20 protein-coding genes are annotated in these 24,144 nt (G+C 64.1%); 12 read left to right on the top strand and 8 right to left on the bottom strand.

Features of this window, described 5'->3' with window-relative positions; genetic code table 11:
- Window positions 1–53 precede the first annotated feature (53 nt).
- Window positions 54–1,157, bottom strand: coding sequence for a DNA polymerase III subunit beta (gene dnaN / locus ACXMYO_RS14415; protein ID WP_438765560.1), 1,104 nt, complete (start codon window positions 1,155–1,157; stop codon window positions 54–56).
- A 94-nt stretch (window positions 1,158–1,251) separates the two neighbouring features.
- Window positions 1,252–2,802, bottom strand: coding sequence for a chromosomal replication initiator protein DnaA (gene dnaA, locus ACXMYO_RS14410; protein WP_457809217.1), 1,551 nt, complete (start codon window positions 2,800–2,802; stop codon window positions 1,252–1,254).
- Between the two features lie 331 nt (window positions 2,803–3,133).
- On the opposite strand from dnaA, the gene rpmH reads away from it, so the two are divergent.
- The 4 genes from rpmH to ACXMYO_RS14390 all read left to right on the top strand — a co-directional run bounded on the left by rpmH (window position 3,134) and on the right by ACXMYO_RS14390 (window position 6,564).
- Window positions 3,134–3,268 (top strand): 50S ribosomal protein L34, encoded by a 135-nt coding sequence (rpmH, locus tag ACXMYO_RS14405; RefSeq protein ID WP_086623304.1) that lies wholly within the window; start codon window positions 3,134–3,136, stop codon window positions 3,266–3,268.
- Between the two features lie 25 nt (window positions 3,269–3,293).
- The gene (gene rnpA, locus ACXMYO_RS14400) at window positions 3,294–3,671 is read left to right on the top strand and encodes a ribonuclease P protein component (RefSeq protein WP_438765557.1); all 378 of its coding nucleotides are present in this window, start codon (window positions 3,294–3,296) and stop codon (window positions 3,669–3,671) included.
- 78 nt (window positions 3,672–3,749) lie between these two features.
- Complete coding sequence (gene yidC / locus ACXMYO_RS14395; protein WP_457809216.1) at window positions 3,750–5,456, top strand: membrane protein insertase YidC; 1,707 nt, start codon at window positions 3,750–3,752, stop codon at window positions 5,454–5,456.
- A gap of 139 nt (window positions 5,457–5,595) precedes the next feature.
- Window positions 5,596–6,564: an NUDIX hydrolase gene (locus ACXMYO_RS14390; RefSeq protein ID WP_457809215.1), complete on the top strand. Its 969-nt coding sequence runs from the start codon at window positions 5,596–5,598 to the stop codon at window positions 6,562–6,564.
- Window positions 6,565–6,586: 22 nt separating this feature from the next.
- Here ACXMYO_RS14390 and ACXMYO_RS14385 read toward each other — a convergent pair whose 3' ends face one another.
- The 3 genes from ACXMYO_RS14385 to ACXMYO_RS14375 all read right to left on the bottom strand — a co-directional run bounded on the left by ACXMYO_RS14385 (window position 6,587) and on the right by ACXMYO_RS14375 (window position 9,693).
- Window positions 6,587–7,990: a M20 family metallopeptidase gene (locus tag ACXMYO_RS14385; protein ID WP_457809214.1), complete on the bottom strand. Its 1,404-nt coding sequence runs from the start codon at window positions 7,988–7,990 to the stop codon at window positions 6,587–6,589.
- Window positions 7,991–8,112: 122 nt separating this feature from the next.
- Window positions 8,113–8,766, bottom strand: a complete 654-nt coding sequence (locus ACXMYO_RS14380; protein WP_457809213.1) for a hypothetical protein — start codon at window positions 8,764–8,766, stop codon at window positions 8,113–8,115.
- Window positions 8,767–8,769: 3 nt separating this feature from the next.
- The gene (locus ACXMYO_RS14375; RefSeq protein ID WP_457809212.1) at window positions 8,770–9,693 is read right to left on the bottom strand and encodes an aldo/keto reductase; all 924 of its coding nucleotides are present in this window, start codon (window positions 9,691–9,693) and stop codon (window positions 8,770–8,772) included.
- Window positions 9,694–9,877: 184 nt separating this feature from the next.
- Between ACXMYO_RS14375 and nadA the strand changes: the two genes are divergently transcribed.
- The 3 genes from nadA to pgm all read left to right on the top strand — a co-directional run bounded on the left by nadA (window position 9,878) and on the right by pgm (window position 13,614).
- Entirely contained in the window at window positions 9,878–10,999 is a 1,122-nt protein-coding gene (gene nadA, locus ACXMYO_RS14370; RefSeq protein WP_457809211.1) for a quinolinate synthase NadA, read from the top strand.
- Window positions 10,996–11,862: a carboxylating nicotinate-nucleotide diphosphorylase gene (gene nadC, locus ACXMYO_RS14365; RefSeq protein ID WP_457809210.1), complete on the top strand. Its 867-nt coding sequence runs from the start codon at window positions 10,996–10,998 to the stop codon at window positions 11,860–11,862. Before nadA ends, nadC begins: the two co-directional genes overlap by 4 nt.
- Before the next feature lie 87 nt (window positions 11,863–11,949).
- Window positions 11,950–13,614, top strand: a complete 1,665-nt coding sequence (gene pgm / locus ACXMYO_RS14360) for a phosphoglucomutase (alpha-D-glucose-1,6-bisphosphate-dependent) (protein WP_457809209.1) — start codon at window positions 11,950–11,952, stop codon at window positions 13,612–13,614.
- A 128-nt stretch (window positions 13,615–13,742) separates the two neighbouring features.
- On the opposite strand, the gene ACXMYO_RS14355 is transcribed toward pgm, so the two are convergent.
- Window positions 13,743–14,375, bottom strand: a complete 633-nt coding sequence (locus tag ACXMYO_RS14355) for a flavin reductase family protein (RefSeq protein WP_457809208.1) — start codon at window positions 14,373–14,375, stop codon at window positions 13,743–13,745.
- A gap of 158 nt (window positions 14,376–14,533) precedes the next feature.
- Here ACXMYO_RS14355 and mnmE point away from each other — a divergent pair, with 158 nt between their 5' ends.
- Window positions 14,534–15,895 (top strand): tRNA uridine-5-carboxymethylaminomethyl(34) synthesis GTPase MnmE, encoded by a 1,362-nt coding sequence (mnmE, locus tag ACXMYO_RS14350; protein ID WP_457809207.1) that lies wholly within the window; start codon window positions 14,534–14,536, stop codon window positions 15,893–15,895.
- 107 nt (window positions 15,896–16,002) lie between these two features.
- Window positions 16,003–16,899, top strand: coding sequence for a PhzF family phenazine biosynthesis protein (locus tag ACXMYO_RS14345; RefSeq protein WP_457809206.1), 897 nt, complete (start codon window positions 16,003–16,005; stop codon window positions 16,897–16,899).
- Between the two features lie 10 nt (window positions 16,900–16,909).
- On the opposite strand, the gene ACXMYO_RS14340 is transcribed toward ACXMYO_RS14345, so the two are convergent.
- Window positions 16,910–18,079 (bottom strand): MFS transporter, encoded by a 1,170-nt coding sequence (locus ACXMYO_RS14340; protein WP_457809205.1) that lies wholly within the window; start codon window positions 18,077–18,079, stop codon window positions 16,910–16,912.
- 165 nt (window positions 18,080–18,244) lie between these two features.
- On the opposite strand from ACXMYO_RS14340, the gene ACXMYO_RS14335 reads away from it, so the two are divergent.
- Window positions 18,245–19,327 carry a lipoate--protein ligase family protein gene (locus tag ACXMYO_RS14335; RefSeq protein WP_457809204.1) on the top strand — a complete coding sequence of 361 codons (1,083 nt, stop codon included), beginning with the start codon at window positions 18,245–18,247 and terminating at the stop codon, window positions 19,325–19,327.
- 21 nt (window positions 19,328–19,348) lie between these two features.
- Here ACXMYO_RS14335 and ACXMYO_RS14330 read toward each other — a convergent pair whose 3' ends face one another.
- Complete coding sequence (locus ACXMYO_RS14330; protein WP_457809203.1) at window positions 19,349–20,227, bottom strand: cation diffusion facilitator family transporter; 879 nt, start codon at window positions 20,225–20,227, stop codon at window positions 19,349–19,351.
- Window positions 20,228–20,408: 181 nt separating this feature from the next.
- Here ACXMYO_RS14330 and ACXMYO_RS14325 point away from each other — a divergent pair, with 181 nt between their 5' ends.
- Window positions 20,409–22,148 (top strand): ABC transporter ATP-binding protein, encoded by a 1,740-nt coding sequence (locus ACXMYO_RS14325; protein ID WP_457809202.1) that lies wholly within the window; start codon window positions 20,409–20,411, stop codon window positions 22,146–22,148.
- Window positions 22,145–23,890 (top strand): ABC transporter transmembrane domain-containing protein, encoded by a 1,746-nt coding sequence (locus tag ACXMYO_RS14320; RefSeq protein WP_457809201.1) that lies wholly within the window; start codon window positions 22,145–22,147, stop codon window positions 23,888–23,890. Before ACXMYO_RS14325 ends, ACXMYO_RS14320 begins: the two co-directional genes overlap by 4 nt.
- Window positions 23,891–24,144 lie beyond the last annotated feature (254 nt).

The following is a 24,144-nucleotide window of genomic DNA, read 5'->3' as shown; positions in this document are numbered from 1 at the left end:
CGCGCGCCCGGCCGGAGCCGGGCGCTGGTGTGGCCGACGATGCAGCAAAAACGTCAGAGCCGCATCGGCATGACAACGTACATGGCATCGCCGCCGCCGGGCGCTTCCAGAAGCGCACTGCTGTTGGGGTCGGACAGCGTCAGCTGGACCTGATCGGTGTCGAGTACGCTGAGCACATCGATCAGATAGCCGACGTTAAAGCCGATCTCCAGCGCGCTGCCGCTGTAGTCGATCGCCACGTTCTCTTCGGCCTCTTCCTGCTCGGGGTTGTTGGCCAGCACCCGCAGATTGCCCGCTTCCAGATTGAGCCGCACGCCGCGATACTTCTCGTTGGAGAGAATGGCGGTTCGCGAGAGCACCTTACGCAGCTCGCCGCGTTCGGCCAGAATCTGCTTGTCGCCACCCTTGGGGATGACCCGCTCGTAATCGGGGAACTTGCCGTCCACCAGTCGCGAGGTAAAGGTGTAAGCGCCGGTGCGCACGCGCAGATGGCTGGCGCCGAGCATCAGCGTGACCGGCTCGTCGCTGTCATCGAGCAGGCGCGAGAGCTCGACCACACCCTTGCGCGGCAGAATCAGACGCTGGGGTTCCTCAAGGGCGATATCGGCACTGCGTGAGCACACGGCCAGGCGGTGGCCGTCGGTGGCCACGGTGCGCACCAGATGATCGCGCAGCTCGATGAGCATGCCGTTGAGGTAATAGCGCACGTCCTGCTGCGCCATCGCAAAGCCGGTGGCATCGATGAGCTGCTTGAGCGTGCGGCGCGGCAGGGTGAGTTCGGTACTGCCCTGGCCTTCATCGATGCTGGGGAATTCCGCCGCCGGCAGGGTCGACAGCGTAAAGCGCGAGCGCCCGGCCCGCAAAAGCGCCCGGTTTTCCTCGATGGTCAGGGTAATCTCGGACTGGTCGGGCAGCGACTTGCAGATGTCCATCAGCTTGCGCGCCGGCACGGTCACCGCGCCGCTTTCCTCGATACTCGAGGGCGCCACGCGACCGATCAGCTCGACCTCGAGGTCGGTGCCGGTCAGCGACAGTTCGTCATCGCTGACCGTCAGTAAAACGTTGGAGAGCACCGGCAGGGTCTGACGGCGCTCGACCACCCCGGCCACCAGCGTCAGCGGGCGCAGCAGGGCTTCACGCGAAATGGAAAATTTCATGGGGCTCCACTCTTTTCAGGCTCTTGTTCCGGCCACAGTGTTGTCATGTCGGTCACCGCTGATGAGTGCGCGATGCAGACCGTACGAGCGATCATCAGCTGGTCAAAAGACGCAGCAGGTTCTTGTAGTCTTCGCGGATATCAGAATTTTCTTCCCGAAGTTCCACCACCTTGCGGCAGGCGTGCAGCACCGTGGTGTGATCACGACCGCCAAAGGCATCGCCGATCTCGGGCAGGCTGTGGTTGGTCAGCTCCTTGGCCAGCGCCATGGCGACCTGACGCGGGCGGGCGACCGAGCGCGAACGGCGCTTGGAGTGTAGATCGGACACCTTGATCTTGTAGTACTCGGCCACCGTGCGCTGAATGTTGTCCACGCCCACCTGCTTGTCCTGCAGCGCCAGCAGATCCTTGAGCGATTCGCGGATGAACTCCTGATTGATGGGCTGGCCCATGAAGTGAGAGTCCGCGATCACCTTCTTGAGCGCGCCTTCCAGCTCACGCACGTTGGAGCGAATCTTCTGAGCGATGAAAAACGCCGCGTCGTGGGGCAGATCGGCCTTCGCCTGCTCGGCCTTTTTCATCAGAATCGCCACGCGGGTCTCGAGCTCCGGCGGCTCGATCGCCACCGTCAGGCCCCAGCCAAAGCGCGATTTCAGACGCTCCTCGACGCCGCTGATCTCCTTGGGGTAGCGGTCCGAGGTCAGAATCATCTGCTGGCCGCCCTCAAGCAGCGCATTAAAGGTGTGGAAGAACTCCTCCTGGGAGCGCTCCTTGCCGGCAAAGAACTGAATGTCATCGATCAGCAGCGCATCGACGCTGCGATAAAAGCGCTTGAAGTCGTTGATGGCGTTGAGCTGCAGCGCCTTGACCATGTCGGCCACGAAGCGCTCGGAGTGCAGATAGACCACCCGGGCGTTGTCGCGCAGTCCGGCCAGATGGTTGCCCACCGCGTGCATCAGGTGGGTTTTACCCAGACCGACGCCGCCATAAAGGAACAGCGGGTTGTAGGCACCGCCGGGGTTTTCGGCAACCTGTCGCGAGGCGGCCCGCGCCAGCTGGTTGGATTTACCCTCGACAAAGGTTTCAAAGGTAAACCCCGGATTGAGTCCGCTCTGGTGACGGATGCTGCCCTCGACCTGCACCTGGCGCTCACCGCTGTCGCTGCGACGCCCGCCCACCGTATTGCCGGAGGGCGGCGCCGCGGGAATCTCGCGCTCGTCCTGATAGTCGCCGCGCGGCGACGTGGGTGGCGACGGCGGCATGGGCGCACGCGCCGAGGAACGTGTCACGCCTGAAGACCAGGCCGCCTGCCCGTGATCGCCGCTATTGTTCTGCGTCTGGCTGGTCGCCGGTTCGCTGTCGGTCGTCGGACGCGACACGGGATTGGACACCGTGCGGCGACTGCCGATATCCAGCGACACCTTCGGCGGACGGCCCTGCGCCAGCTCGCGCATCAGTTCGTTGATGCGCTTTAAATACTTGTCGTTGACCCAGTCACGCACAAAGCGATTGGGGGCCAGCAGGGAGAGTTCGTGGTCACTGGAACCGCTTTCGGCCTGCAGGGGACGGATCCAGGTATTGAACTGCTGAGAGCTCAATTCATCCTGTAAATAGTCAAGACATTGCTGCCAGAGAGCGATGGACACACGCGACCTCTTGATGGTGAGTCGTGCAAATGGGGCGGTAGTGTAACGCTCGCGCAGCGGGTTATCCACACCGGGTTGGGGGTCGAAACGGGCTGTGGATAACCTTATCCCCGCCACCCGGGCCTCCCGGGGGTCACACCGTCGGTCTCCCGGAAACGATATGCCCGGCTTGTACACAAAGTTATGCACAGTGCACTGGCAAACGTGCGTGGATAAAAATTGCACGCACTCGTTGAATTCTCTAGAATCCCGGCTCTTGACCCCCGTGCGCCTCGATTTTGAGGGCATCGGTGTCACCGATCACTCAAGTCTCAATTCGGGAATCGCAACCATGAAACGTACTTTCCAGCCCAGCGTGCTCAAGCGCAAGCGTAACCACGGCTTCCGTGCCCGCATGGCCACCAAAAACGGCCGCCAGGTCATCTCGCGTCGCCGCGCCAAGGGCCGCAAGCGCCTGAGCGCCTGATCCGCTTAACGGATCAGCCGAGCTCATGACCAGTCAGGGATTTCCCCGCGGTCTCAGAATCCTGACCGCCGGGGAATACCGTCATGTTTTCGAACATGCCAGTTTCAGGATTCACGGCAAGGGTCTTCTGGCACTCGCCACCCCCAACGATCTCGGTCACGTTCGTGTGGGACTGGTGTTCAGCAAGAAGAACGTGCGCCGGGCCGTGGATCGCAACCGTCTCAAGCGCTTGACTCGAGAATCGGTGCGACTGCGCCAGCAGTGGCTGCCGGGTGTGGATATTGTCGTGCTGTCACGCAAGGGCGTGCACGAAATCGACTCGGAAACACTGGCCAGACAGCTTCACGGCATGTGGCGACGCCTTGAAAAGGACGTCAAACGTCAGCCGGAGCATCAGCAATAATACGAGGCGCGACGAACCGTCGAGTGCGACCCGTCGTTTTCTTGCGCCGCGTCGACATTTTCCCACCGGGCAATCCCAATGGATCTGAAACGACTTCTTTTTGTCATCCCGCTGGCCGTACTTGCCTACCTGATGGTCATTCAATGGAGCAATGATCACGGGCATAACGACCGTCCGGATGAAGCGCCCCCTGCCCTGACCCAGCAAAGCAGCAGTGACGTTGAACCCGGTGAGCAGTCGCTCGATGCCCCCGAGGCCGCCAGTGAACGCGCCAGCGCGCCGGACACCGGTACCATGCCGGGCGAGACGGACAGTGCCGACAACGATGCCAATGCTCAGGACACCCGTCTGGTCAGCGTTCGCACCGACGCCCTTGATCTGCGCATCGACCCGCGCGGTGGCGACATTGTCTATGCCGCCCTGCCAAAGCATCTCCAGCGTCTCGACAGCGATGCCCCCTTCGTTTTGCTCTCCGATGATCAGCGCCGCAGCTATATCGCGCGCTCCGGACTGCAGATGGAAGGCCATCAGGGCCGGATCACCTTCAATCCCGAGCAGACCAGCTACCAGCTGGGGGATGATCAGGACTCGCTTCAGGTCGACATGAGCGCGACCGTCAACGGCGTGAATGTGATCAAGCGCTTCACCTTCGAGCGCGACAGCTACGCGGTCAGGGTCGACTACCTGATCGACAACGTCTCGCAGACGCCGGTCAGCGCCCGCTTTATCGGCCAGCTCGCCCGTGACAACAGCGACGACCCGACCAGCGGCGCCGGTGTGGGCATGCATGCCTATCTGGGCGCGGCCTTCTCCTCACCGGACGAGCACTACCAGAAGGTGGGCTTTGGCGACATCCAGGACGGCAAGTTCAACAACACGGATGTCCGCGGCGGCTGGGTGGCGATCATTCAGCACTACTTTACTACCGCCTGGGCGCCCAATCAGGACCAGCAGAACCTGTATTACGCCGATGTCGACCAGCGCGGACGCAACGTGGCGGCCTTTGCCAGCCCCAGCGAAACCGTGGCACCGGGTCAGAATGGCGATCTGTCCGCCACGCTCTATGTCGGTCCCAAGGAGCACGAGCGTCTTGAGGCTGTCGCACCGCACCTGCAGCTCACCGTCGATTTCGGCTGGCTGTGGTTTCTGGCCAACCCGCTGTTCTGGCTGCTAACGCATATCCATGCGCTGATCGGCAACTGGGGCTTCTCGATCATCCTGCTGACCGTACTGGTCAAGGCTGTGCTCTTCCCGCTGTCTGCCACCGCCTACAAGTCGATGGCCAAGATGCGCAAGATGGGCCCCGAGATGCAGCGCATCAAGGAGCAGCACGGCGACGATCGCCAGAAGATGTCGCAGGAGATGATGAAGTTCTACCAGAAGGAGAAGATCAATCCTCTGGGCGGCTGTCTGCCCATCGTGATCCAGATGCCGGTATTTATCGCGCTCTACTGGATGCTGATGGAGTCGATCGAGCTGCGCCACGCGCCGTTCATGCTCTGGATTCATGATCTGTCCGCGCAGGATCCCTACTTCATCCTGCCGATCATCATGGGTCTGACCATGTTCCTGCAGCAGCAGCTCAATCCGACACCGCCGGACCCCACGCAGGCGAAGATCATGAAGATGCTGCCGATTGTCTTCACCTTCTTCTTTTTGTGGTTCCCGGCGGGTCTGGTGGTCTACTGGATTACCAACAACCTGCTCTCGATCGCGCAGCAGTACTACATCACCAAACGCATCGAAAGAGGTGATGGCGACAAGGACAAGGAAAAGGCCGCCTAGACCGGGCGCCGTTTTCCTGCCTATTGAAAACCCCTGCCTGTGCAGGGGTTTTTCTTTATCCGCCACCCGGGCCCGGGTTGTGACACAATGTCGCCCTGCCGCATCCTCTGCTGACTACGAAATGCCCCGGGCCGTCACCATGCCAGACAGCGCTGTCATTGCCATCGAACTCTCTGCCGTCGTCATCGCCATGGAGTCGGCAACCCCTACCGTTTTGCTCACCTGCCCTCTGGATCGCTGCCGTGCGCCGATGCTGCCGGCGGGTGATTTTGACCCGCGTCATCACCGCACCTTCGAGCTGGGCCTGCGTGACCGCGTCGCCCGTCAGACCGGTCTGGCGCTGGACTATGTCGAGCAGCTCTATACCTTCGGTGATCAGGACCGTCTCGAACCGGATGCGCCCGGCCACGAGATCACGCGCCACATCTCCATCGGCCATCTGGGACTGGTGTCACATCAGCAGTCCCTGCTTGACGAGCATGCCGTCTGGACCAGCTGGTATGACCATTTCCCGTGGGAGGACTATCGTCACGGCCGACCCGCGATGATCGACATGACCATCGCCCCGGCGCTGTCACGCTGGGTCGATGCCGGCGTTGACCAGGCGCATCGGGAGGCGCGCCGCCAGCGGGTCCAGCTGGCCTTTGGCCTGGACGGCGCCCGCTGGGTGGATACCCGGGTGCTGGAACGCTTCGAGCTGTTGTATGAAGCCGGGCTTGCACCCGAGGCCCAGCGTGATGACGGCTGCGAGGTCATTACCACCCTGCCCGGACAGCCGCTGATGTCCGATCACCGCCGTATTCTCGCCACCGCCATGGACCGCCTGCGCGGCAAGCTGCGCTATCGCCCGGTGGTTTTTGATCTGCTGCCCGAGCACTTCACCCTATCCCAGCTGCAGCTGACCATCGAGGCGATCATCGGCTGTCGCCTGCACAAGCAGAACTTTCGCCGTGCGCTGGACCGCACCGGGCTGGTCGTGCCCACCGGTGCTGTCGATACCACCACCGGCGGCCGCCCGGCCGAGCGCTTTCGCTTTTGTCGCGAGCAGTGGCGCCAGCAGATGGCGCCGGGTGTTCAGACGCCGCTGGCGCACAGCGAGTATCAGTAGGCGCGTGCAGGGCTATCGGCCATCAAAAGGCCCGGCCCCCCCGCTCGCCCAGATCCCAGAAAATGCCGGCCATGCCGACAAGACCCTGCGTCACGATGTGTTCAGGCAGATGCTCGTTGGGGGCATGCTGCTGACAGGAGGGATAGGAGTGTGGCACCCACACGGTCGGCAGGCCCAGCACATCGGCAAAGCAGTGGTTGGGAATCGTGCCGCCGAGATTGGGCAATAGATGGACCGTTTCGCCCAGGCTCTGCTGCATCGACTCCTGTACGAAGCCGACCCAGGGGTGGTCGGGATCGAGTCGGGTGGCGGCATAGCCGCCCTCCGGGGTGAGCGTCACCGCTTCAAACCCATGCTCGTCCAGATGCGCGCGCAGCCTGTCGCCCAGCGTCTGCCAGGCCGTACCCTCCACAAAGCGCAGCTGGCAGACGGCCTCTGCCCGGCTCGGAATGGCCGCCATCGGCTGCTCGGTCGAGCCGCTCGACAGTCCCAGTATCTCGAACGTATTGGCCCCATAAAGCTTCTCACCAAACGTCATTCCCGGTTCGCCCCAGTCGGCATTGATGGCAGGATCACCGCCCTGCCCACCCACCGGCAGATCGCGCACCAGTGCGCGAACCGAGGCCGGCATATCGGGCGCCCGCAGACAGTCCGCCTGGAGAACACCCTGTTTTGATACCAGCGTGCTCAGCGCATGCGTCATGACCCATGCCGGATTGGTAATCACGCCGCCCCAGTTGCCGGAATGACGGTTGCCGTTGCCGGTCTCCAGCGTCAGTCTGAATCGATACATGCCGCGCGAGCCGAGAAACAGGGTCGGCATATCGTGGCGAATCCGGGGGCCATCCGAGGCCAGGAAGAGATCCGCCGACAGGGCATCGCCATGTTGGCGACACGCCTCTTCAAGCCCCGGCGAGCCGACCTCTTCCCCCATCTCGAAAATAATCTTCAGATTGAACCCCAGCCGGCCCTTTCGCGCCTGAATGACCGCCTCCAGTGCTGCCAGGTTAACGCTGTGCTGCCCCTTGTTATCCGCCGCGCCGCGCCCGTAGAGCCGACCCGCCTGCATCGTCAGCTGCCAGGGCGTGAGGCCTTGCTGCCACTGACTGTCCTGCCCCGGCGTCACATCGCCGTGGCCGTAGATCAGCAGTGTCGGTAGATCCGGCGACTCTAGCCGATGCCCCATCAAAAGCGGTGGCCCTTCCGGCTGTGGATTATCGATCGAGCGACAGGTAAATCCCAGGCGCGCCAGCAGCGGCGCGATCTCATCATCGAGATAGCGGCCCAGCGTCTCGCGACAGTCAGGGTTCTGACTGACGGTGCGATAGGCGATACGGCGCGCGAGATCCTCGGTGAAGGTCCCCGAATGCCACGTTTTAAGCGCAAGGGAGAGGGCGTGCTCACGATCGGAAGAAAGCAGAGACATGGTGGCTCCAGACAGCGCCATGAAAGAAGTATCGGGATGATACTGACCTGCCCCGGCCTGCGCGTCATCCCGTTTGGCATGCGACCCGATCGGCCTTTGGTATCAGCGCCTCTGGACATTGATCAGGATGCCTGTCCATCGACGTATCGATCCGGCCATGCCAGCGCTGTCAGCACCATTAGAAGCCCCGCCACCGGTACAGCTAGAGGCCACCACAGTCCCATCGCCCAGTGCCCCAGCGCGCTGAAGACACACCACAGCAGCGGAATGACCAGAAGCCCCCACCGGACGCGGCGCGGCCACGCCATCAAAAGCACTGCCGTGGCGGCCGCGGTCATGTCCGGCGTGACCCCGGGCAGCGCTATCGCCTGCCACGTGTCGGTCTCGTGGACCGTCGCGCATGCCAGCGCCAACAGGACGGCGCTCCAGACGGCGAGTGCGGTCAGTCCCACCCTGGCCGGAGGAACGCGCAGGGCCACCACCATCAAAAGACCCGCTTCCAGCGCAAAGACCCAGCCAAAGGGGCCGACCGGCCAGTTGATGGGGGCATAAAACCGCAGCATGAAAAGCGCCGCCGTCAGGGCCCAGCCGGCCGCCATCGCGACCGGTACCAGCCGTCTGACCAGTAATGATTTCTGCCACAGCAGCACGGGTACTGCCAGCAGGGCGATCATGGCCGCCCAGAGGCCCCGCCCGAGCGCCTCATTGGTGCGCTCGAAAAGACGCAGATACACCTCGGGCGTGAACATCAAAAAATCACCCAGTGCGTAATCCATGCGCTATCCCCCCGTGATGATGTCGATCATGCGCCGGCGCTGCGCCTCATCGGGCAGCCGGCCGTACAGCGCCCCCATGTTCTCGCGCAGGTGGGCCACCTGCGTGGTGGCCGGTATGGCGCAGGTCATGGCCGGATGCGAAACAATGAACTTGAGAAAAAATTCGGCCCAGGTCTCTATTCCCAGTTCACCGGCCAGGGGCGGCAGTGGCCGCGAACGAACCCGGTCAAACAGCCGGCCGCCCTGAAAGGGTCGGTTGGCAATCACCGCGATGCCGCGCTCACGCGCCAGCGGCAGCAATCGCGCTTCGGCCTCGCGATCAAGGAGGTTGTAGGTCAGCTGCACGAAATCCAGCGGCTCGCGCGTCATGATCTGCTCAAGCTCGTCGTGGCGACGGCCATGGGAGGTGGTCACACCGATATAGCGCAGTTGCCCTTCGGATTTCATCTCCTTGAGCGTTTCCAGATGCCCCTCCCACCCCAGCAGATTGTGGATCTGCATCAGATCAAAGCGTGCCACGCCCCAGAGTGCCTCGGAGCGGGCCACCGCCTCCCGGGTGTCGCTTTCATCGCGCGTCCACACCTTGGTGGCGGCAAAGAGCGCTTCCCGGTGGCCCAGCCGCTTGATCAGCTCGCCCACCACCTTCTCGGCGGAGCCGTACATGGGAGAGGCATCGACCACCCGGCCGCCGCGCTGGAAAAAGAGCTCAAGAACCTGCTCGCGCTGATCCAACAGCGCCGGGTCGGCGCCGATGTTGAAGGTGCGCCAGGTGCCCATGCCGATCACCGGCAGCGCCTCCCCGGTTGATGGGATCGCTCGGGTGATGGGGGCCTCGTCGCGGCCGGCAAGGGCGTGCGGCCAGCGCGCCACCAGCCCTGTGGCGGCCAGCCCGGCAAGAAAACGACGTCGCGGTATCAATAATGGCATGGAGCGCTCCCGAAAAGAGGGCCAGTCCTCTTTATAGGCTATCGAGCCCGGCCGGAGCGAACCACACCGGCGAGCACATCAGCCCTGACCAGGGCTTTCTACCTTTTGCTCATACTGTTCAAAAAAGCAATCGTGCCAGACTCTAAAATGCTCATTATGAGCCTAACCCTTGAGGAGCCTGCTCATGACCGTGACGCCTGCCGGATCTGAAGTACTGCCGGACCCGCAGCTCGAATCGCTGCTGCCCCCTTATGACGCTGAAGTCGCCCGCCAGACCGATGCACTTTATGCGCGCGTGGAAGACCATGTCAGCAGCCATGACTGGCCGGCCATCGCCCGTCGGGTGCATGCCATCCGAAAACTTCAGCGCGAGCAGGACGCCGTGATTCTGGCGCATAACTACATGCCGCCGGAGATTTACGCGCTGGTCGGCGATATCTGCGGTGACTCGCTGGCGCTGGCGCGTGACGCCACCCGAAGCGAGGCCGGCACCCTCGTGCAGGCCGGTGTTCACTTCATGGCAGAAACCTCGAAGATTCTCTGCCCCGACAAGCGCGTGCTGATGCCCGATACCAACGCCGGCTGCTCACTGGCCTCATCGATTACCGGCGCGCAGGTGCGCGAGCTGAGATCGCGCTACCCGAGCGTGCCGGTGGTGACCTACGTCAACACCAGCGCCGAGGTGAAGGCCGAAAGCGATATCTGCTGCACCTCGTCCAACGCGCTGAACGTGGTGGAGGCGATTGCTGCCGAGTGGGGCGTCAATCAGGTCATCATGCTGCCCGATGAGCATCTGGCACGGAACGTGGCGGCGCGCACGCCTCTATCGATTCTGGTCTGGCAGGGCAGCTGCGAGGTGCACGAGCAGTTCACCCCGACGCAGGTGAGCGCCATCCGTCGGCGCTATCCCGGCGTGCGGGTGCTGGCTCACCCCGAGTGCCCCACCGACGTACTGGCGGCCGCCGATTTTGCCGGCTCGACCGCCGCCCTGGCGCGCTGGGTCGATGATCACCGGCCCGACCGGGTGCTGCTGCTTACCGAGTGTTCGATGAGCGACAACCTGATCAGCCGCCACCCGCAGATCGATTTCGTGCGCAGCTGCACGCTCTGCCCGCACATGCAGCGGATCACGCTGGACGCCGTTCTGGCCTCGCTCGCCTTCGGCCATCATGAGGTGCACGTCGAGGCGCGCGTGGCCAACCGCGCCCGGCGCGCCATCGACGCGATGCTGGCGCTTCCCGACCCCATGACGCCGGCCGATTTCACCCGACCGGCCCGCACAGCGCATATCGAGGTGGTGTCATGACCCCGTTACGATTTGATATCGCCCCCCTGCCGGCCATTGTTCTCGACCCCATCGTCACTGCCGCGCTGGCCGAGGATCTGGGCCGTGGCGGTGACATCACCTCTGAGGCGCTGATCGATGCCGACCACTCAAGTCGCCTGCAGCTGCGGCCTCGGCAACCCGGTGTGCTGGCCGGCATGGACGCGCTGGCCCGGGTGCTGTATCACGTCGATGCCGGTATTCATATTGAGGTGCATCGCCGTGACGGTGAGCGGCTTCAGGCCCTTGAGCCCATCGCCACGCTTGCAGGGCCGACCCGGTCGCTTTTGACCGCCGAGCGGACCGCCCTCAACTTCCTGACCCGGCTTTCCGGCATTGCCACCCTGACGCGCAGCCTGGTCGATCAGCTCGACGGCAGCCGGGCGCAGCTTTGCTGCACGCGCAAGACCACCCCTGGCCTGCGGGCGCTGGAAAAGCACGCCGTGCGCCTGGGCGGCGGGGTCAACCATCGTCTGGGCCTTGATGACGCCATGCTGATCAAGGACAACCACATCGCCGCGGTCGGCAGCATTGGCGAGGCGCTTGCGCGGGCCCGCGCGCAGCTGGGGCATCTGCGCATGATCGAACTGGAAGTCGACACCCTCGATCAGCTGGAAGAAGCGCTGGACGCGCCACCTCATGCGATCCTGCTCGACAACATGACCTCTGATGATCTGCGCCGGGCCGTGGCCATGACCGCCGGGCGCTGTGTGCTCACCGCCTCCGGCGGCATCGATGCCGAGCGCCTGCGCGAGATCGCCGATACCGGCGTGGACCTGATTGCCGCAGGCGCGCTCACCCATTCGGCACCGCAGCTGGATATCGGGCTGGATGCGATCGACTGAGACATCACAAAAAGGCACAGAGGCCGTTGCGCCGTGCCTGCTAGAATGGCGCATAAATTCTGTCGTCACGCTTCCAAGGATGAAGAGATGAGCATCGACCCCCATGCAGGGCAGCAGCCCGACGAACAACGCCTCGCCCATCTGCCGCGTCTGGTGTCGCGCTACTACAGCGAGCGTCCGGACGTGTCGGACCCCGCCCAGCAGGTGGCCTTCGGCACCTCCGGCCATCGCGGCTCATCGCTGAAAACCAGCTTCAACGAGTGGCATATTCTGGCCACCACCCAGGCGATCTGTGACTACCGTCGCGATCAGGACATCACGGGGCCGCTGTTTATCGGCATGGACACCCATGCGCTTTCCGAGCCGGCCTTTGTCTCGGCGCTCGAAGTGCTGGCCGCCAACGGTGTCGAGACCCGCATCGATGCCGGCTGCGAGGAAACCAATGGCGAGCCGGGCTATACACCCACACCGGCGCTGTCGAACGCGATTCTCAACCACAATCGCGATCGTGACCGCGAGCTGGCCGATGGCATCGTGATCACGCCGTCACACAACCCGCCGGTGGATGGTGGCTTCAAGTACAACCCTACCAACGGTGGCCCGGCCGATACCGGCATCACCAAATGGATTCAGGAGCGCGCCAACGAGCTGCTCTCCAAAGATCTCGAGGGCGTGAAGCGCGTCAGCTACGCAGAAGCTCTGGCCGCCCCCACCACGCAGCGCTTTGATTTCATCGACAGCTACGTCTCGGGCCTGGAGAAGGTCATCGACATGGCCGCGATCCGTGACTCGGGGCTGACCTTCGGCGTTGACCCGCTGGGCGGGGCCGGCGTGCACTACTGGACACGCATCGCCGAGCGCTATCAGCTGCCGCTGGAAGTGATTTCCACCACCGTGGACCCGACCTTTCGCTTTATGCGGCTGGACTGGGACGGCAAGATCCGCATGGACTGCTCCTCGCCCTACGCCATGGCCGGCCTGATCGAGAACAAGGACCGCTTTGATGTCTCCTTTGCCTGCGACACCGACCATGATCGCCACGGCATCGTCGCCCGCTCGACCGGGCTTTTGAACCCCAACCACTATCTGGCCGTGGCGATCGAGTATCTCTTTACCCATCGCCCGCAGTGGGGCGAGCAGGCCGCTATCGGCAAGACACTGGTCTCCTCTTCGATGATCGACCGCGTCGCCGACGGCATCGGCAAGACCGTGGTCGAGGTGCCGGTGGGCTTCAAGTGGTTCGTGAACGGCCTGATGGACGGCAGCCTCGGCTTTGGCGGCGAAGAGTCCGCCGGCGCCTCGTTTCTGACCTTTGACGGCCAGCCCTGGTCAACCGACAAGGACGGCATCATTCTCGGCCTGCTGGCCGCGGAGATGACCGCTGTCACCGGCAAGGACCCGGGCGAGCTGTATCAGGCGCTGACCGAGCGCTTTGGCGCCCCGGTCTATGCCCGCGTCGACGCCCCGGCCGATCGCGACCAGAAGGCCCGCCTTGGCAAGCTCTCTCCCGAGCAGGTCACGGCGTCAGAGCTGGCCGGTCATGCCATTACCCGCAAGCTCACCGAAGCGCCCGGCAACGGCGCGGCCATCGGCGGGCTCAAGGTGGAAACCGAGGCCGGCTGGTTCGCCGCTCGCCCCTCCGGCACGGAAGACGTCTACAAGATCTACGCCGAAAGCTTTGAAGGCGAAGACCACTTGAAGCGCATCCAGGAAGAAGCCAAGGCGCTGGTAGACGGCGTGCTCAAGGGCTGATCGCCCCTGTCGACAGGATAAAAGGGCGAGAAGATAAAAAAGGCCGGCTTATTGCCGGCCTTTTTGCGTTTTCCTGATGGTCTACTGACCCCGCCCTTATTGACCCTCGCTCTTATTGACCCCCGCCCTTATTGACCCGAGTTGTCCGGCCGCTCCATCTCAAAGCGTACATCGTCATTGATGGTGTAGTAGGTCGCCGGCCCGCCGGCACGCATGATCGGCTCGGCAGCGGCGGTCTGATAGATGCCGTCCGCCAGCAGGTTTTGATCGATGTGGACACCGACCACCTCGCCCAGCACCAGCCAGTTGTCGAGCTTTTCGCCGTCGGCGGATTCGAGCTGGATCAGCTGGGTCAGGCGACACTCGAACGATACCGGCGCCTCCAGCACGCGCGGCACCTTCACCACGCTGGACGCCGCCGGCGTCAGCCCGGCCAGGGCAAACTCATCGACCTCATTGCCCACGCTGGCACTCGAGGTGTTCATTTTCTCGGCGAGTGCACGCGTGGCCAGATGCCAGCAAAACTCGCCGGTCGCCTCGATGTTGGCCACGCTGTCCTTCCAGCCGCCGCTGGCAAAGCCGATGATCGGCGGCGCGGCGCAAAAGGCATTGAAAAAGCTGTAGGGCGCCAGATTGAGCCGGCCTTCGCTGTTTTGTGACGAGACCCAGCCGATCGGGCGCGGCGCGATGATCGCCTTGAAGGGATCGTGCGGCAGGCCGTGGCCCTTGCGCGGCTCGTAGAAGTGAAACTGCCCGGTCATGAAAGCGCTCCCGTGTGCTGGATATCGATAGTCTGCGAATCACTATAGCAACGACCACGTATTTCGCCCGGCGCTTGCAGCGTTTGATGCCAGCGCTGACAATCAACGCCCTGTCATTCACGGCCGCCCAGCCGGCATCTCACCCTTTCGGAACGCTCATGCTCGACCAGGACACCATCAGTGCGCTGGCCACCCCGCCCGGTCGTGGCGGCGTCGGCATCATTCGCCTGTCCGGCGCCAGAACCGCCGACATTGCCCGCGCCATGCTCGGCTTTGACCCCGAACCCCGCCGCGCCCATTACGGTCCCTTTCTGGGCAATGAGGGTCAGGTGCTCGATGAAGGCATCGCCCTGTGGTTTCCCGGGCCCCACTCGTTTACCGGTGAAGACGTGCTGGAGCTTCAGGGCCACGGCGGCCCGGTCATCATGGACTGGCTCTTGGAGCGCACCGTGGCGCTGGGCGCCCGTCTGGCCCGGCCGGGCGAGTTCTCCGAGCGCGCTTTCCTGAACGACAAGCTCGATCTGGCCCAGGCCGAGGCGATTGCCGATCTGATCGAGGCCAGCTCCCGCGCGGCGGCCGAAAACGCTCTGCACTCGCTACAGGGCGAGTTTTCGACCCGGGTGCAGGCGCTGGTCCAGCAGCTCATCGAGCTGCGCATCTTTGTCGAGGCCGCCATCGACTTTCCCGAAGAAGAGATCGATTTTCTCGGTGACGGTCGGGTGGCCGAAATGCTATCAAACGTTCGCACAAGCCTGGCGGATGTGCGCGCCAGCGCCGCCCAGGGCGCACTGATGCGCGAGGGCATGAGCGTGGTGATCGCCGGGCGGCCTAATGCGGGCAAGTCGAGCCTTTTGAACGCGCTGACCGAGCAGGAGACCGCGATCGTCACCGATATCGCCGGCACCACCCGGGATGTGCTGCGCGAGCACATCCATCTGGACGGTATGCCGTTGCACATCATCGACACCGCCGGGCTTCGTGACACGCCGGATGCGGTGGAGAAAATCGGCGTGCAGCGCGCCTGGGCGGAAATCGAAAAGGCCGACCGGGTGCTGCTCATGGTCGACAGTCGCGAAAGCGGCGAGCTCGACCCGATGGCGATCTGGCCCGAGTTCGTCGAGCGTCTGCCCGACCCGTCAAAGCTCACCCTGGTGCGCAACAAGATCGATGAGAGCGGCGAAACCGGTGAACCGAGCCTTGCCATCACGCCGCCGGTGATCCGTCTGTCTGCCACCACCGGTACCGGCGTGGATCATCTCAAGGCGCACCTGAAGGCCGTGATGGGCTATCAGTCCACCAGCGAAGGGCGCTTTTCCGCGCGTCGGCGCCATCTCGATGCGCTGGACCGCGCCGGCCAGGCGCTCACCCACGGCGCGGATCAGCTCTCCGGGGCCGGGGCCGGCGAACTGCTGGCCGAAGACCTGCGCGCCGCGCAGGATTCGCTCGGCGAGATTACCGGCGAGTTCACCGCCGATGAGCTTCTGGGCGAGATTTTTGGCAGCTTTTGTATTGGCAAGTAGACAGGGACGCAGTGATGCGACAACCGGCACGACACACCGATCACGGCCTTGTTAGCATGCTAAATGAATGATTTCAAAACGCCGGCCCGCTTTCAGGGAGAGTTGTCATGTCACTTCATGGGGTGATTGATCCGCGAGAGCCCTCTCTCGACTATCTGCTGCTGGATGTCTTTACCGACACCCCCTTCCAGGGCAACCCGCTGGCCGTATTTCCTGAAGCCGGCGCACTGGGCACCAGCACCATGCAGCGTATCGCGCGCGAGCTTAATCTGTCGGAGACGGTGTTTATTGCTGCCACGCCCATGCCGGGCGTGTTTGATCTGCGCATTTTCACCCCGCATCAGGAGCTGCCCTTTGCCGGCCATCCCACCATCGGCGCGGCGTGGCTGTTGCGCGAGATCGGCTGGCATGACGACCAGCTCCCCTTGAGGCTGCAGGAACCGGCCGGTGAGGTGCCGATTCGCTTTGACGGCGCCTGCGCCTGGCTCAGTACCCCCAACCCCCTGAGCATCGAGGCGAGTGCACTGTCGCGCGACAGTGCCGCACACCTGCTGGGGTTATCGACAGAAGAGGTGATCGATGACCCGGTGGTCGGAACCGCCTGCGGCTCGCCCTTTCATCTGATCAGGCTGTCCTGCATCGAGGCGCTGGCCGGCGTTCGAGCCAACCCCGCCCTGCTGCCGGCCGCACTTGCCAGCGAGCACGGCGCCAACGTGTATCTTCATGTCGAGCAGAGCGAGCGCTGCATTCGGGCGCGCAAGCTGCGCATCAGTGATCAGGTCGTTGAAGACCCGGCCACCGGCAGTGCCGCCGCGCCGCTGGCCGGCCATCTGGCGCAGCAGTCACCGGAGCGCGGCATGCTGGAGTATACGATCCATCAGGGCATCGAAATGGGGCGCCCCAGCCGTATCGGCGTGCTGGTCGACAAGAGCGGCGAGGCGGTGACGGCCATCCACGTGGGCGGCATGGCCGTGGTCATCGGTGAAGGGCGGCTTCGCCTCTAGAGCGCTCCGCTCAGGCCGGGCGCGTTCGTTTTTCCTGACGCCGGGCCAGCACCCAGATGACAAGCCCGCCCAGTGCCAGTAGCGCGCCCACCACGCCGGTCGAGCGAAAGCCAAAGCCCAGGGCCAGCGCCAGACCCGCAAGCCAGGGGCCGAGCGCATTGGCCATGTTGAAGGCGACGTGATTGAGCGCCGCGGCCATGTTCTGCGCCTCGCCGGCCACGTCCATCAAACGGGTCTGCAAAATGGTGCCCAGCGCCCCGCCAATGCCGATGCAGAAGACATCGATGCTGACCAGCCACGGGTTGCCCGCCACCAGCGGAAAGACGCCCAGTGCCACCGCACTCCAGATCAAGAGGCCACCGGCCGTCGGCATCAGGGCCCGGTCGGCAAAACGCGGTACCACGATATTGCCGATCGTCATGCCAAGGCCGAAAACGGCCAGCACCAGCGGAATGGTGGCCGAGGTCATCTGCGTCACGTGATCCAGCGTCGAGGTCAGATAGGTATACACCGAGAACATGCCGCCAAACCCGACCGCGCCGATGGCCAGCGTCAGCAGTACAGCGCCGTTTTTCAGCGCCCGCAGCTCGCCCTTGGCGCTGCGCTCGCTGGCCACGCCCGTTCTGGGGGCAAACAACGCAATCATGACCACGGTCAAAAGCGCCAGTGTCGTGACCAGCCAGTACCCCGAGCGCCAGCCAATGGCATGACCCAGCCAGGTCGCCAGCGGCACGCCGACAATGGTGGCCACCGTCAGCCCCAGCATGACCATGCCCACCGCGCGCGTGCGCTTGCCGCTGGTGACCACCGAGGCGGCCATCAAGGCCGCCAGCCCGAAATAGGCGCCGTGCGGCAGACCGCTGAGAAACCGGAACAGCACCAGCGAGGCGTAGCCCGGGGCCAGCGCACTCAGGGCGTTGCCGAGCGCAAACAGCGCCATGAGGGTCAAAAGCAGCCATTTGCGATCGATACGCGCCGCCAGTACGGTAATGACCGGCGCGCCGATGACCACGCCCAGCGCGTAGGCGCTGATGACATGGCTGGCCGTGGAAGGACTGATCTGCATGTCCTGCTGAATGAAGGGCAGCAGGCTCATGGTGGCAAATTCGGTCGTGCCGATGGCAAAGCCGCCGGTGGCCAGTGCCAGAAGAACCAGCAGGGGGTGGGAGTGACGAACCATGACGCCTCGCGCTAAGGAAAATGACGATACCCGTCGCATCCGCCCGGCAGGGCGCATGCCATCGAACATCAGTGTAGGGAACAGGGCATCAGGCGTAGCGGTCGCGGCGCCCCATGGACGACCGTCTATACTGCCAGACATCAAATCGGACCCGGATTTTAGACTATGGTCGCAAAGTCATGCCACGGTGAATACGAATCATGCCACGGCGAATACAAGGTGCCCGGCGGCAAACTGCTGGTGGCCGACGTTACCACTCGCGATGACCGGCTCGACTCGGTCCGCCTGTCGGGTGATTTTTTCCTCGAACCCGATGAGGCGCTCGATGCCATCAACCAGGCGCTGGTGGGCGCAAGCGTGGCCGCCAGCGCCGAAGAGCTGACCGAGCGGGTGCGTCGGGCGCTGCCGGAAGGCACCGTTATGGTCGGCCTTTCCGCCCCGGCGGTGGCCACCGTCATCCGGCGGGCGCTTTCAAAAGCCTCCGACTGGGGCGAGCACACCTTCAGCCTGATCCATCGCGCCCCGGAATCGCCGGCGCTGCACATGGCACTCGATGAGGTGCTCACCCGCGAGGTCGCCGAAGGCCGACGCGGGCCTACCCTGCGGGTCTGGGAGTGGGACCGCCCGGCCGTGATCATCGGCAGCTTTCAGTCGCTGGCCAACGAAGTCGACATGGACGCGGCCCGCGACATGAACGTTCAGGTCATGCGTCGTATCAGCGGCGGCGGGGCGATGTTCGTCGAGCCGGGCAACACCATCACCTGGTCGCTGATCGTGCCGGAGACGCTGGTGCAGGGGCTCTCGTTTGTCGAAAGCTACGCCTTTCTCGACGAGTGGGTGATCCAGTCGCTCGGCGACATGGGCATCAGGGCGTGGTACGTGCCGATCAACGACATTACCTCCGAAAGCGGCAAGCTGGCCGGTGCGGCGCAAAAGCGTTTGAACGGTGCGGTACTCCACCATGTGACCATGGCCTACGACATCGATGCCGAGCGCCTGACGAAGGTGCTGCGCATCGGGCGTGAAAAGCTCTCCGACAAGGGCACGGCCAGCGCCGGCAAGCGGGTCGACCCGCTTCGACGCCAGACGGGCCTGTCACGCGAGGCCATCATCGAGCGCATGGCAGCCTCCTTTGGTGCGCGCTTTACGCTGGTGCCCGATGATCTCCATCCGGAGGAACTCAGCGCGGCGCAGGCGCTGGCCGACTCGAAGTTTCAGGACGAGGCGTGGCTTGCCCGCGTGCCGTAAGCGGGCGATGCCCCAACCGGCTTAATCGAAGACGATGTCGGCGGACTGTTCGGCCTTGTGCTCGGGCTCGACGTGAATGGTGATGCGCACATCTCCCAGCGCCCGGCGCAGCCCGGCCTCGATGCGATCGCAGATCTCGTGGGCGTGAAACACGGTGGTGTCCCCCGGCACGACCAAATGAAAGTCGACAAAGGTGGCGCGTCCGGCGTGACGGGTGCGCACGTCGTGGGCCTCGACGGCGCCCTCGCCGGTGGCGGCAATCACGCGATGAATCAAGGCCAGCGTCTCGGGTGAGACCGCCTCGTCCATCAGCCCGCTCAGGGACTCGCGAATCACCTTGGCGCCGGACCACAGGATGTTGATGGCCACGATAATTGCCACCAGCGGGTCGAGCAGCCACCAGCCGCTCGTCATGGCCAGCACCACGCCCACGATGACACCGGCCGAGGTGACGACATCGGTAAAGAGATGGCGACCGTCGGCGACCAGCGCCGGCGAGCGCTCGCGATGACCGACGCGAATCAAAACGCGCGACCAGAAAGCATTGATCACGGTAGCGATCAAACTGATAACGATGCCCATCAGCGGCAGCTCGAGCGGCTGCGGGTTCATGAGCCCGGTCACGGCCTCGTTGAGGATCAAAAGCGCGGCGATGATGATCATCACCCCTTCCAGCACGGCGCTGAAAAACTCCGCCTTGTGATGGCCGTAAGGGTGGTTGTCATCGGCCGGCATGGCGGCAACGCGAATGGCGATCAGCGCCGCCACCGCCGTGACCACGTTGACGAGACTCTCAAGGGCGTCGGAGAGCAGCGCCACGGAGCCGGTCAGCGCATAGGCCAGTGTCTTGAGCCCGAGTACAGCAAAGCCGACCAGCAGACTGGCCCAGGCAATTTTCATGGTGGTCGACAAAGCCCTGTCCTCACGGTGTTGAGCGCCATAGCGTAATCGTCGTCAGGGAGGGGAACAACGTGAATTCCCGCTTGCGCGGCGCGGATAAACCGCCCGAAGACGTGTCCCTTTGTTACACTGCCCCCGACACGCCCTGTCCCTTTCACCCCTGTGATCCGACTCAACGCCCATGGCGCTACGCCGACTGCTGCTCGATTTTCTGGCGACCCATCGCCGCGCCTATCTGCTGGCCATTACGGCTCTTCTGGCGGTAGGCCTTCTCAACATGGCGCTGCCCTGGTGGGCCGGGCGCATCATCGATGCCCTCAACGAGGAGCGTATCGACATGCCGGGGCTCTGGCGCAGTGCCGCGGTACTGGTGGCCGTGGCACTGGCCATGTATGGCCTGCGCTACGTGTGGCGCATGCTGCTCTTTGGCGCCTCCTATCAGCTGGGCGTGGCCCTGCGTGACCGCTTCTACGAAAAGCTGACCCGGCTGGATCCGGGCTTTTTCCAGCAGCGGCGCAGCGGCGATCTGCTGGCGCGCTCCACCCAGGATATCGACGCCGTGGAAGTGGCCGCCGGTGAAGGCGTGCTCTCAAGCGTTGATGGCGCGCTGACGCTGGTGCTGGTCCTTGCGATGATGATCATCGTGATCGATGCGCCGCTGGCGCTGATCGCCCTGATCCCCTTTCCCTTCATGGCCTGGGGCTTTTATCGCATCGCCAGTCGGGTACAGGGCTATTTCGGCCAGTCGCTGGCGCGCTTTTCCGATCTCAACGACCGCACCCAGGAGGCGCTCGCCGGCCTGCGGCTGCTGCGCCAGCACTCGCTGATCGAAGCCGAGATTGCCGACTTTGATCAGCGCGCCGCAGCGCATGCCCGGGCCAACTATCAGGTGCAGCGCATGGAGGCACGCTACGACCCGGTGGTCTTTCTGGCGCTGGGCAGCGCGACGCTGGCCACCATCGCCGCCGGCAGCTGGCGCTATCTCGATGGCGCCATCACGCTGGGCGAGCTGACCAGCTTCACGCTGTATCTGGTCCAGCTGATCTGGCCGATGTTTGCACTCGGCTGGTGTCTCAACATTTTGCAGCGCGGCGAGGCCGCCGCCCGGCGTTTGACCGAGTTCCTTCACGAGCGCGAGACCATCCATGATGCAGGCGTGCTGACCGCGCCGGCCTCGCCGACCCTGCACATTGCCATCGAGGCCTTCACCTACCCGCTGGCCAGCACCCCGGCGCTCTCAAACCTGCACCTCACCGTTGAACCGGGGGCGAGCGTGGGCATCGTCGGCGCCACCGGCAGCGGCAAGTCGACCCTGATTCGCCTGCTGCTGCGCCAGTATCCGCTGGAACACGGCGCGCTGACGCTGGGCGGGCAGGCCCTGAGCGACTATCGGCTGGACGCGCTGCGAACGATGTACGCCTACGTCCCCCAGGACCCGTATCTCTTTGCGGCCACGCTGGGCGAAAACGTGGCCCTTGGCGTGCCGCACGCCGGTGACAACGATATTAGAGCGGCCCTGACGGCGGCGGCCTTCGGGCCGGATCTGAAGCGTCTGCCCGAGGGGCTTGATACCCGCATCGGCGAGCGCGGCGTGACGCTCTCCGGCGGCCAGCGTCAGCGGGTGGCGCTGGCGCGCGCCCTGCTCTCCCCGGCACCGATTCTGCTGCTGGATGACACGCTCTCGGCGGTGGATCAGACCACCGAGCAGCAGCTTTTGAAAACGCTGGCGGCCGAGCGCGAGCGGACCTGCCTGATCGTGAGCCACCGGCTCTCGGCAGTGCGTCATGCCGACCACATCGTGGTGCTTGATCAGGGCCGCGCGGTCGAGCAGGGCCGACACGAGGTGCTGCTGGCCCGGGGCGGGCACTACGCCCGGCTGTGGCAGGAGCAGCAGATGCGCGGCGAGGAGGCCTCGACATGATCAATCGTCGCCTGCTGGCACTGATGCTGCGCCCGCTTTTGCGTGATCGTCGCCGTGTGCTGCTGGCGCTCGCGCTGTTGCTGATCGCCACCGGCATGGACGTGCTCGGCCCCTGGCTGACCAAACACTATATCGACAGCTATCTGGTCCCGCGCGATCTGCGCGTCGAGCCGCTGACCCTCCTGCTGATGCTGTATCTCGCCAGCCAGATACTCGCCGCGCTCGGGCGCTATCTGCAAACGCTCTATTTCGCCCGCATCGCGCTGGACGCTGTGCATGCGCTGCGCCGGCGTGTCTTTCGCCACGTCATGCATCTGCCCCAGCATGTCCATGACGCCACCCCCACCGGCGAGATGGTGGCACGAGTGACCAACGACACCGACGATCTGCGCGAGCTCTACGTCGAGTTTCTCGCCACGGTGCTACAAAACCTGATGCTGTTGATCGGTATTCTTGTCGCCATGGCACTGATGGATCTCAAGCTGATGCTGATCGCCGCGACCCTGATCCCGGTCGCCGCCGTGATCATCTGGGGCTATCAGCGTGCCAGCGGCCCGGCCGCCATGGAGGTGCGCCGCCTGCGCGCCGGGCAGAACGCCCGCATCAACGAGGCGATCGGCGGCATGAGCGTGCTGCAGGCGTTCAATCAGACCGAGCGCTTTCGCACGCGCTATCACGACATCAACGTGGCGCAGTATCACGCCCGACTGCACACCATCCGCATCTCGGCGCTTTTGTTGCGCTCGGCGCTGGATCTGATCAGCGTGATCATTCTGGCCGCGCTGTTGATCGGCTACGGCGCCGATGCGCTGGTGGGCGGCGCCGAAATCGGCGTGCTCTACGCCTTTGTGACCTGGCTGGGGCGCGTGTCCGAGCCGCTGATCGAGATCACCCAGCGCTTTAACATCTTTCAGCAGGCGGGCGTGGCCGGCACGCGGCTGCTCTCCCTGCTGGATCGCCCGCAGGCCGCCAGCGGTGACGACACCCGTCCCATTGGCTCGGCCGACTACCGGCTTGAGGCACTGGCGTTTCGCCATCACGGCGCCGAGGCCGATACGCTCGATAACGTCACACTCGACATTCCCGAGGGCCGCTTTATCGGTCTGGTCGGCCATACCGGCAGCGGCAAGTCGACCCTGTTGGACCTGCTCGGCGGTTTGCAGCCGGTCACCAAAGGCCAACTGCTGCTCGACGGTCGGCGCATCGAGACCCTGGCGCCGTCGGTGATCAATACGGTGATGGCCAGCGTGCCGCAGGAGCCCTTCATCCGCTCGACCACGCTGCGGGACAACCTGCTGATGGGGATCGAGGCCGACGAGGCCGCCATGGCGCGGGCCATCGATGAGGCGCAGCTGCGCGAGCTGATCGACCGGCTGCCCGACGGGCTCGACACGCCGCTGGGCGAACGCGGCCTGACGCTGTCTACCGGCGAACGCCAGCTTTTGGCACTCGCCCGGGCGCTGCTGCGACAGCCGCGGATTCTGCTGCTCGATGAGGCCACCGCCAGCGTCGACAGCCTGACTGAATCGCGCCTCAATCGAGCGCTGGCCGCGCTCAAGGGGCGGGTCACAATGATCGTGGTGGCCCATCGGCTCTCGACCATTGCCGGGGCCGATGAGGTGGTGGTGATACAGGCCGGGCGGGTCGTCGAACGCGGGGCACCCGGGCAGCTGCTCGATGATCCCGACGGCGCCTATTACCGGCTCTGGCACCAGCCGGTGGCCATCGATAGCCGAGGCTGAACCGCCATAACACATGATGGCTTGCCGTGGCCGGCGCTCGATGCTATTTACGTACCCTGGTGAATGTTTATTACGACTCGGCAGGCGTGGACCCTGACATGTCAGAGATGTCCTGATACTGCCAGAGCGCGGGGATCGGCTATATTTTCCGGGCCCGAATACTTCATGGCCGCCCTGTCATGGCCGATATTTGCCACACTATTGTCTCAGACTGACTCATCCCGAGCCGAATTCGGAGAACACCATCACCACGC

The sequence above is a fragment of the Kushneria sp. EE4 genome (genome assembly GCF_977968315.1).
The sequence above is the reverse complement of the archived record's forward strand: the minus strand, read 5'-3'. Positions and strand labels throughout refer to the sequence as shown.

What these genes read in the sequence shown, in the direction of transcription:
- ACXMYO_RS14380 (WP_457809213.1), bottom strand. Translation starts at nt 8,766, where the DNA reads ATGGATTACGCACTGGGTGATTTTTTGATGTTCACGCCCGAGGTGTAT.
- mnmE (WP_457809207.1), top strand. Translation starts at nt 14,534, where the DNA reads ATGCTCGACCAGGACACCATCAGTGCGCTGGCCACCCCGCCCGGTCGT.
- ACXMYO_RS14340 (WP_457809205.1), bottom strand. Translation starts at nt 18,079, where the DNA reads ATGGTTCGTCACTCCCACCCCCTGCTGGTTCTTCTGGCACTGGCCACC.
- ACXMYO_RS14330 (WP_457809203.1), bottom strand. Translation starts at nt 20,227, where the DNA reads ATGAAAATTGCCTGGGCCAGTCTGCTGGTCGGCTTTGCTGTACTCGGG.
- yidC (WP_457809216.1), top strand. Translation starts at nt 3,750, where the DNA reads ATGGATCTGAAACGACTTCTTTTTGTCATCCCGCTGGCCGTACTTGCC.
- pgm (WP_457809209.1), top strand. Translation starts at nt 11,950, where the DNA reads ATGAGCATCGACCCCCATGCAGGGCAGCAGCCCGACGAACAACGCCTC.
- ACXMYO_RS14335 (WP_457809204.1), top strand. Translation starts at nt 18,245, where the DNA reads ATGGTCGCAAAGTCATGCCACGGTGAATACGAATCATGCCACGGCGAA.
- dnaN (WP_438765560.1), bottom strand. Translation starts at nt 1,157, where the DNA reads ATGAAATTTTCCATTTCGCGTGAAGCCCTGCTGCGCCCGCTGACGCTG.
- rnpA (WP_438765557.1), top strand. Translation starts at nt 3,294, where the DNA reads ATGACCAGTCAGGGATTTCCCCGCGGTCTCAGAATCCTGACCGCCGGG.
- ACXMYO_RS14355 (WP_457809208.1), bottom strand. Translation starts at nt 14,375, where the DNA reads ATGACCGGGCAGTTTCACTTCTACGAGCCGCGCAAGGGCCACGGCCTG.
- ACXMYO_RS14385 (WP_457809214.1), bottom strand. Translation starts at nt 7,990, where the DNA reads ATGTCTCTGCTTTCTTCCGATCGTGAGCACGCCCTCTCCCTTGCGCTT.
- ACXMYO_RS14375 (WP_457809212.1), bottom strand. Translation starts at nt 9,693, where the DNA reads ATGCCATTATTGATACCGCGACGTCGTTTTCTTGCCGGGCTGGCCGCC.
- ACXMYO_RS14320 (WP_457809201.1), top strand. Translation starts at nt 22,145, where the DNA reads ATGATCAATCGTCGCCTGCTGGCACTGATGCTGCGCCCGCTTTTGCGT.
- ACXMYO_RS14390 (WP_457809215.1), top strand. Translation starts at nt 5,596, where the DNA reads ATGCCAGACAGCGCTGTCATTGCCATCGAACTCTCTGCCGTCGTCATC.
- rpmH (WP_086623304.1), top strand. Translation starts at nt 3,134, where the DNA reads ATGAAACGTACTTTCCAGCCCAGCGTGCTCAAGCGCAAGCGTAACCAC.
- ACXMYO_RS14345 (WP_457809206.1), top strand. Translation starts at nt 16,003, where the DNA reads ATGTCACTTCATGGGGTGATTGATCCGCGAGAGCCCTCTCTCGACTAT.
- nadA (WP_457809211.1), top strand. Translation starts at nt 9,878, where the DNA reads ATGACCGTGACGCCTGCCGGATCTGAAGTACTGCCGGACCCGCAGCTC.
- nadC (WP_457809210.1), top strand. Translation starts at nt 10,996, where the DNA reads ATGACCCCGTTACGATTTGATATCGCCCCCCTGCCGGCCATTGTTCTC.
- ACXMYO_RS14325 (WP_457809202.1), top strand. Translation starts at nt 20,409, where the DNA reads ATGGCGCTACGCCGACTGCTGCTCGATTTTCTGGCGACCCATCGCCGC.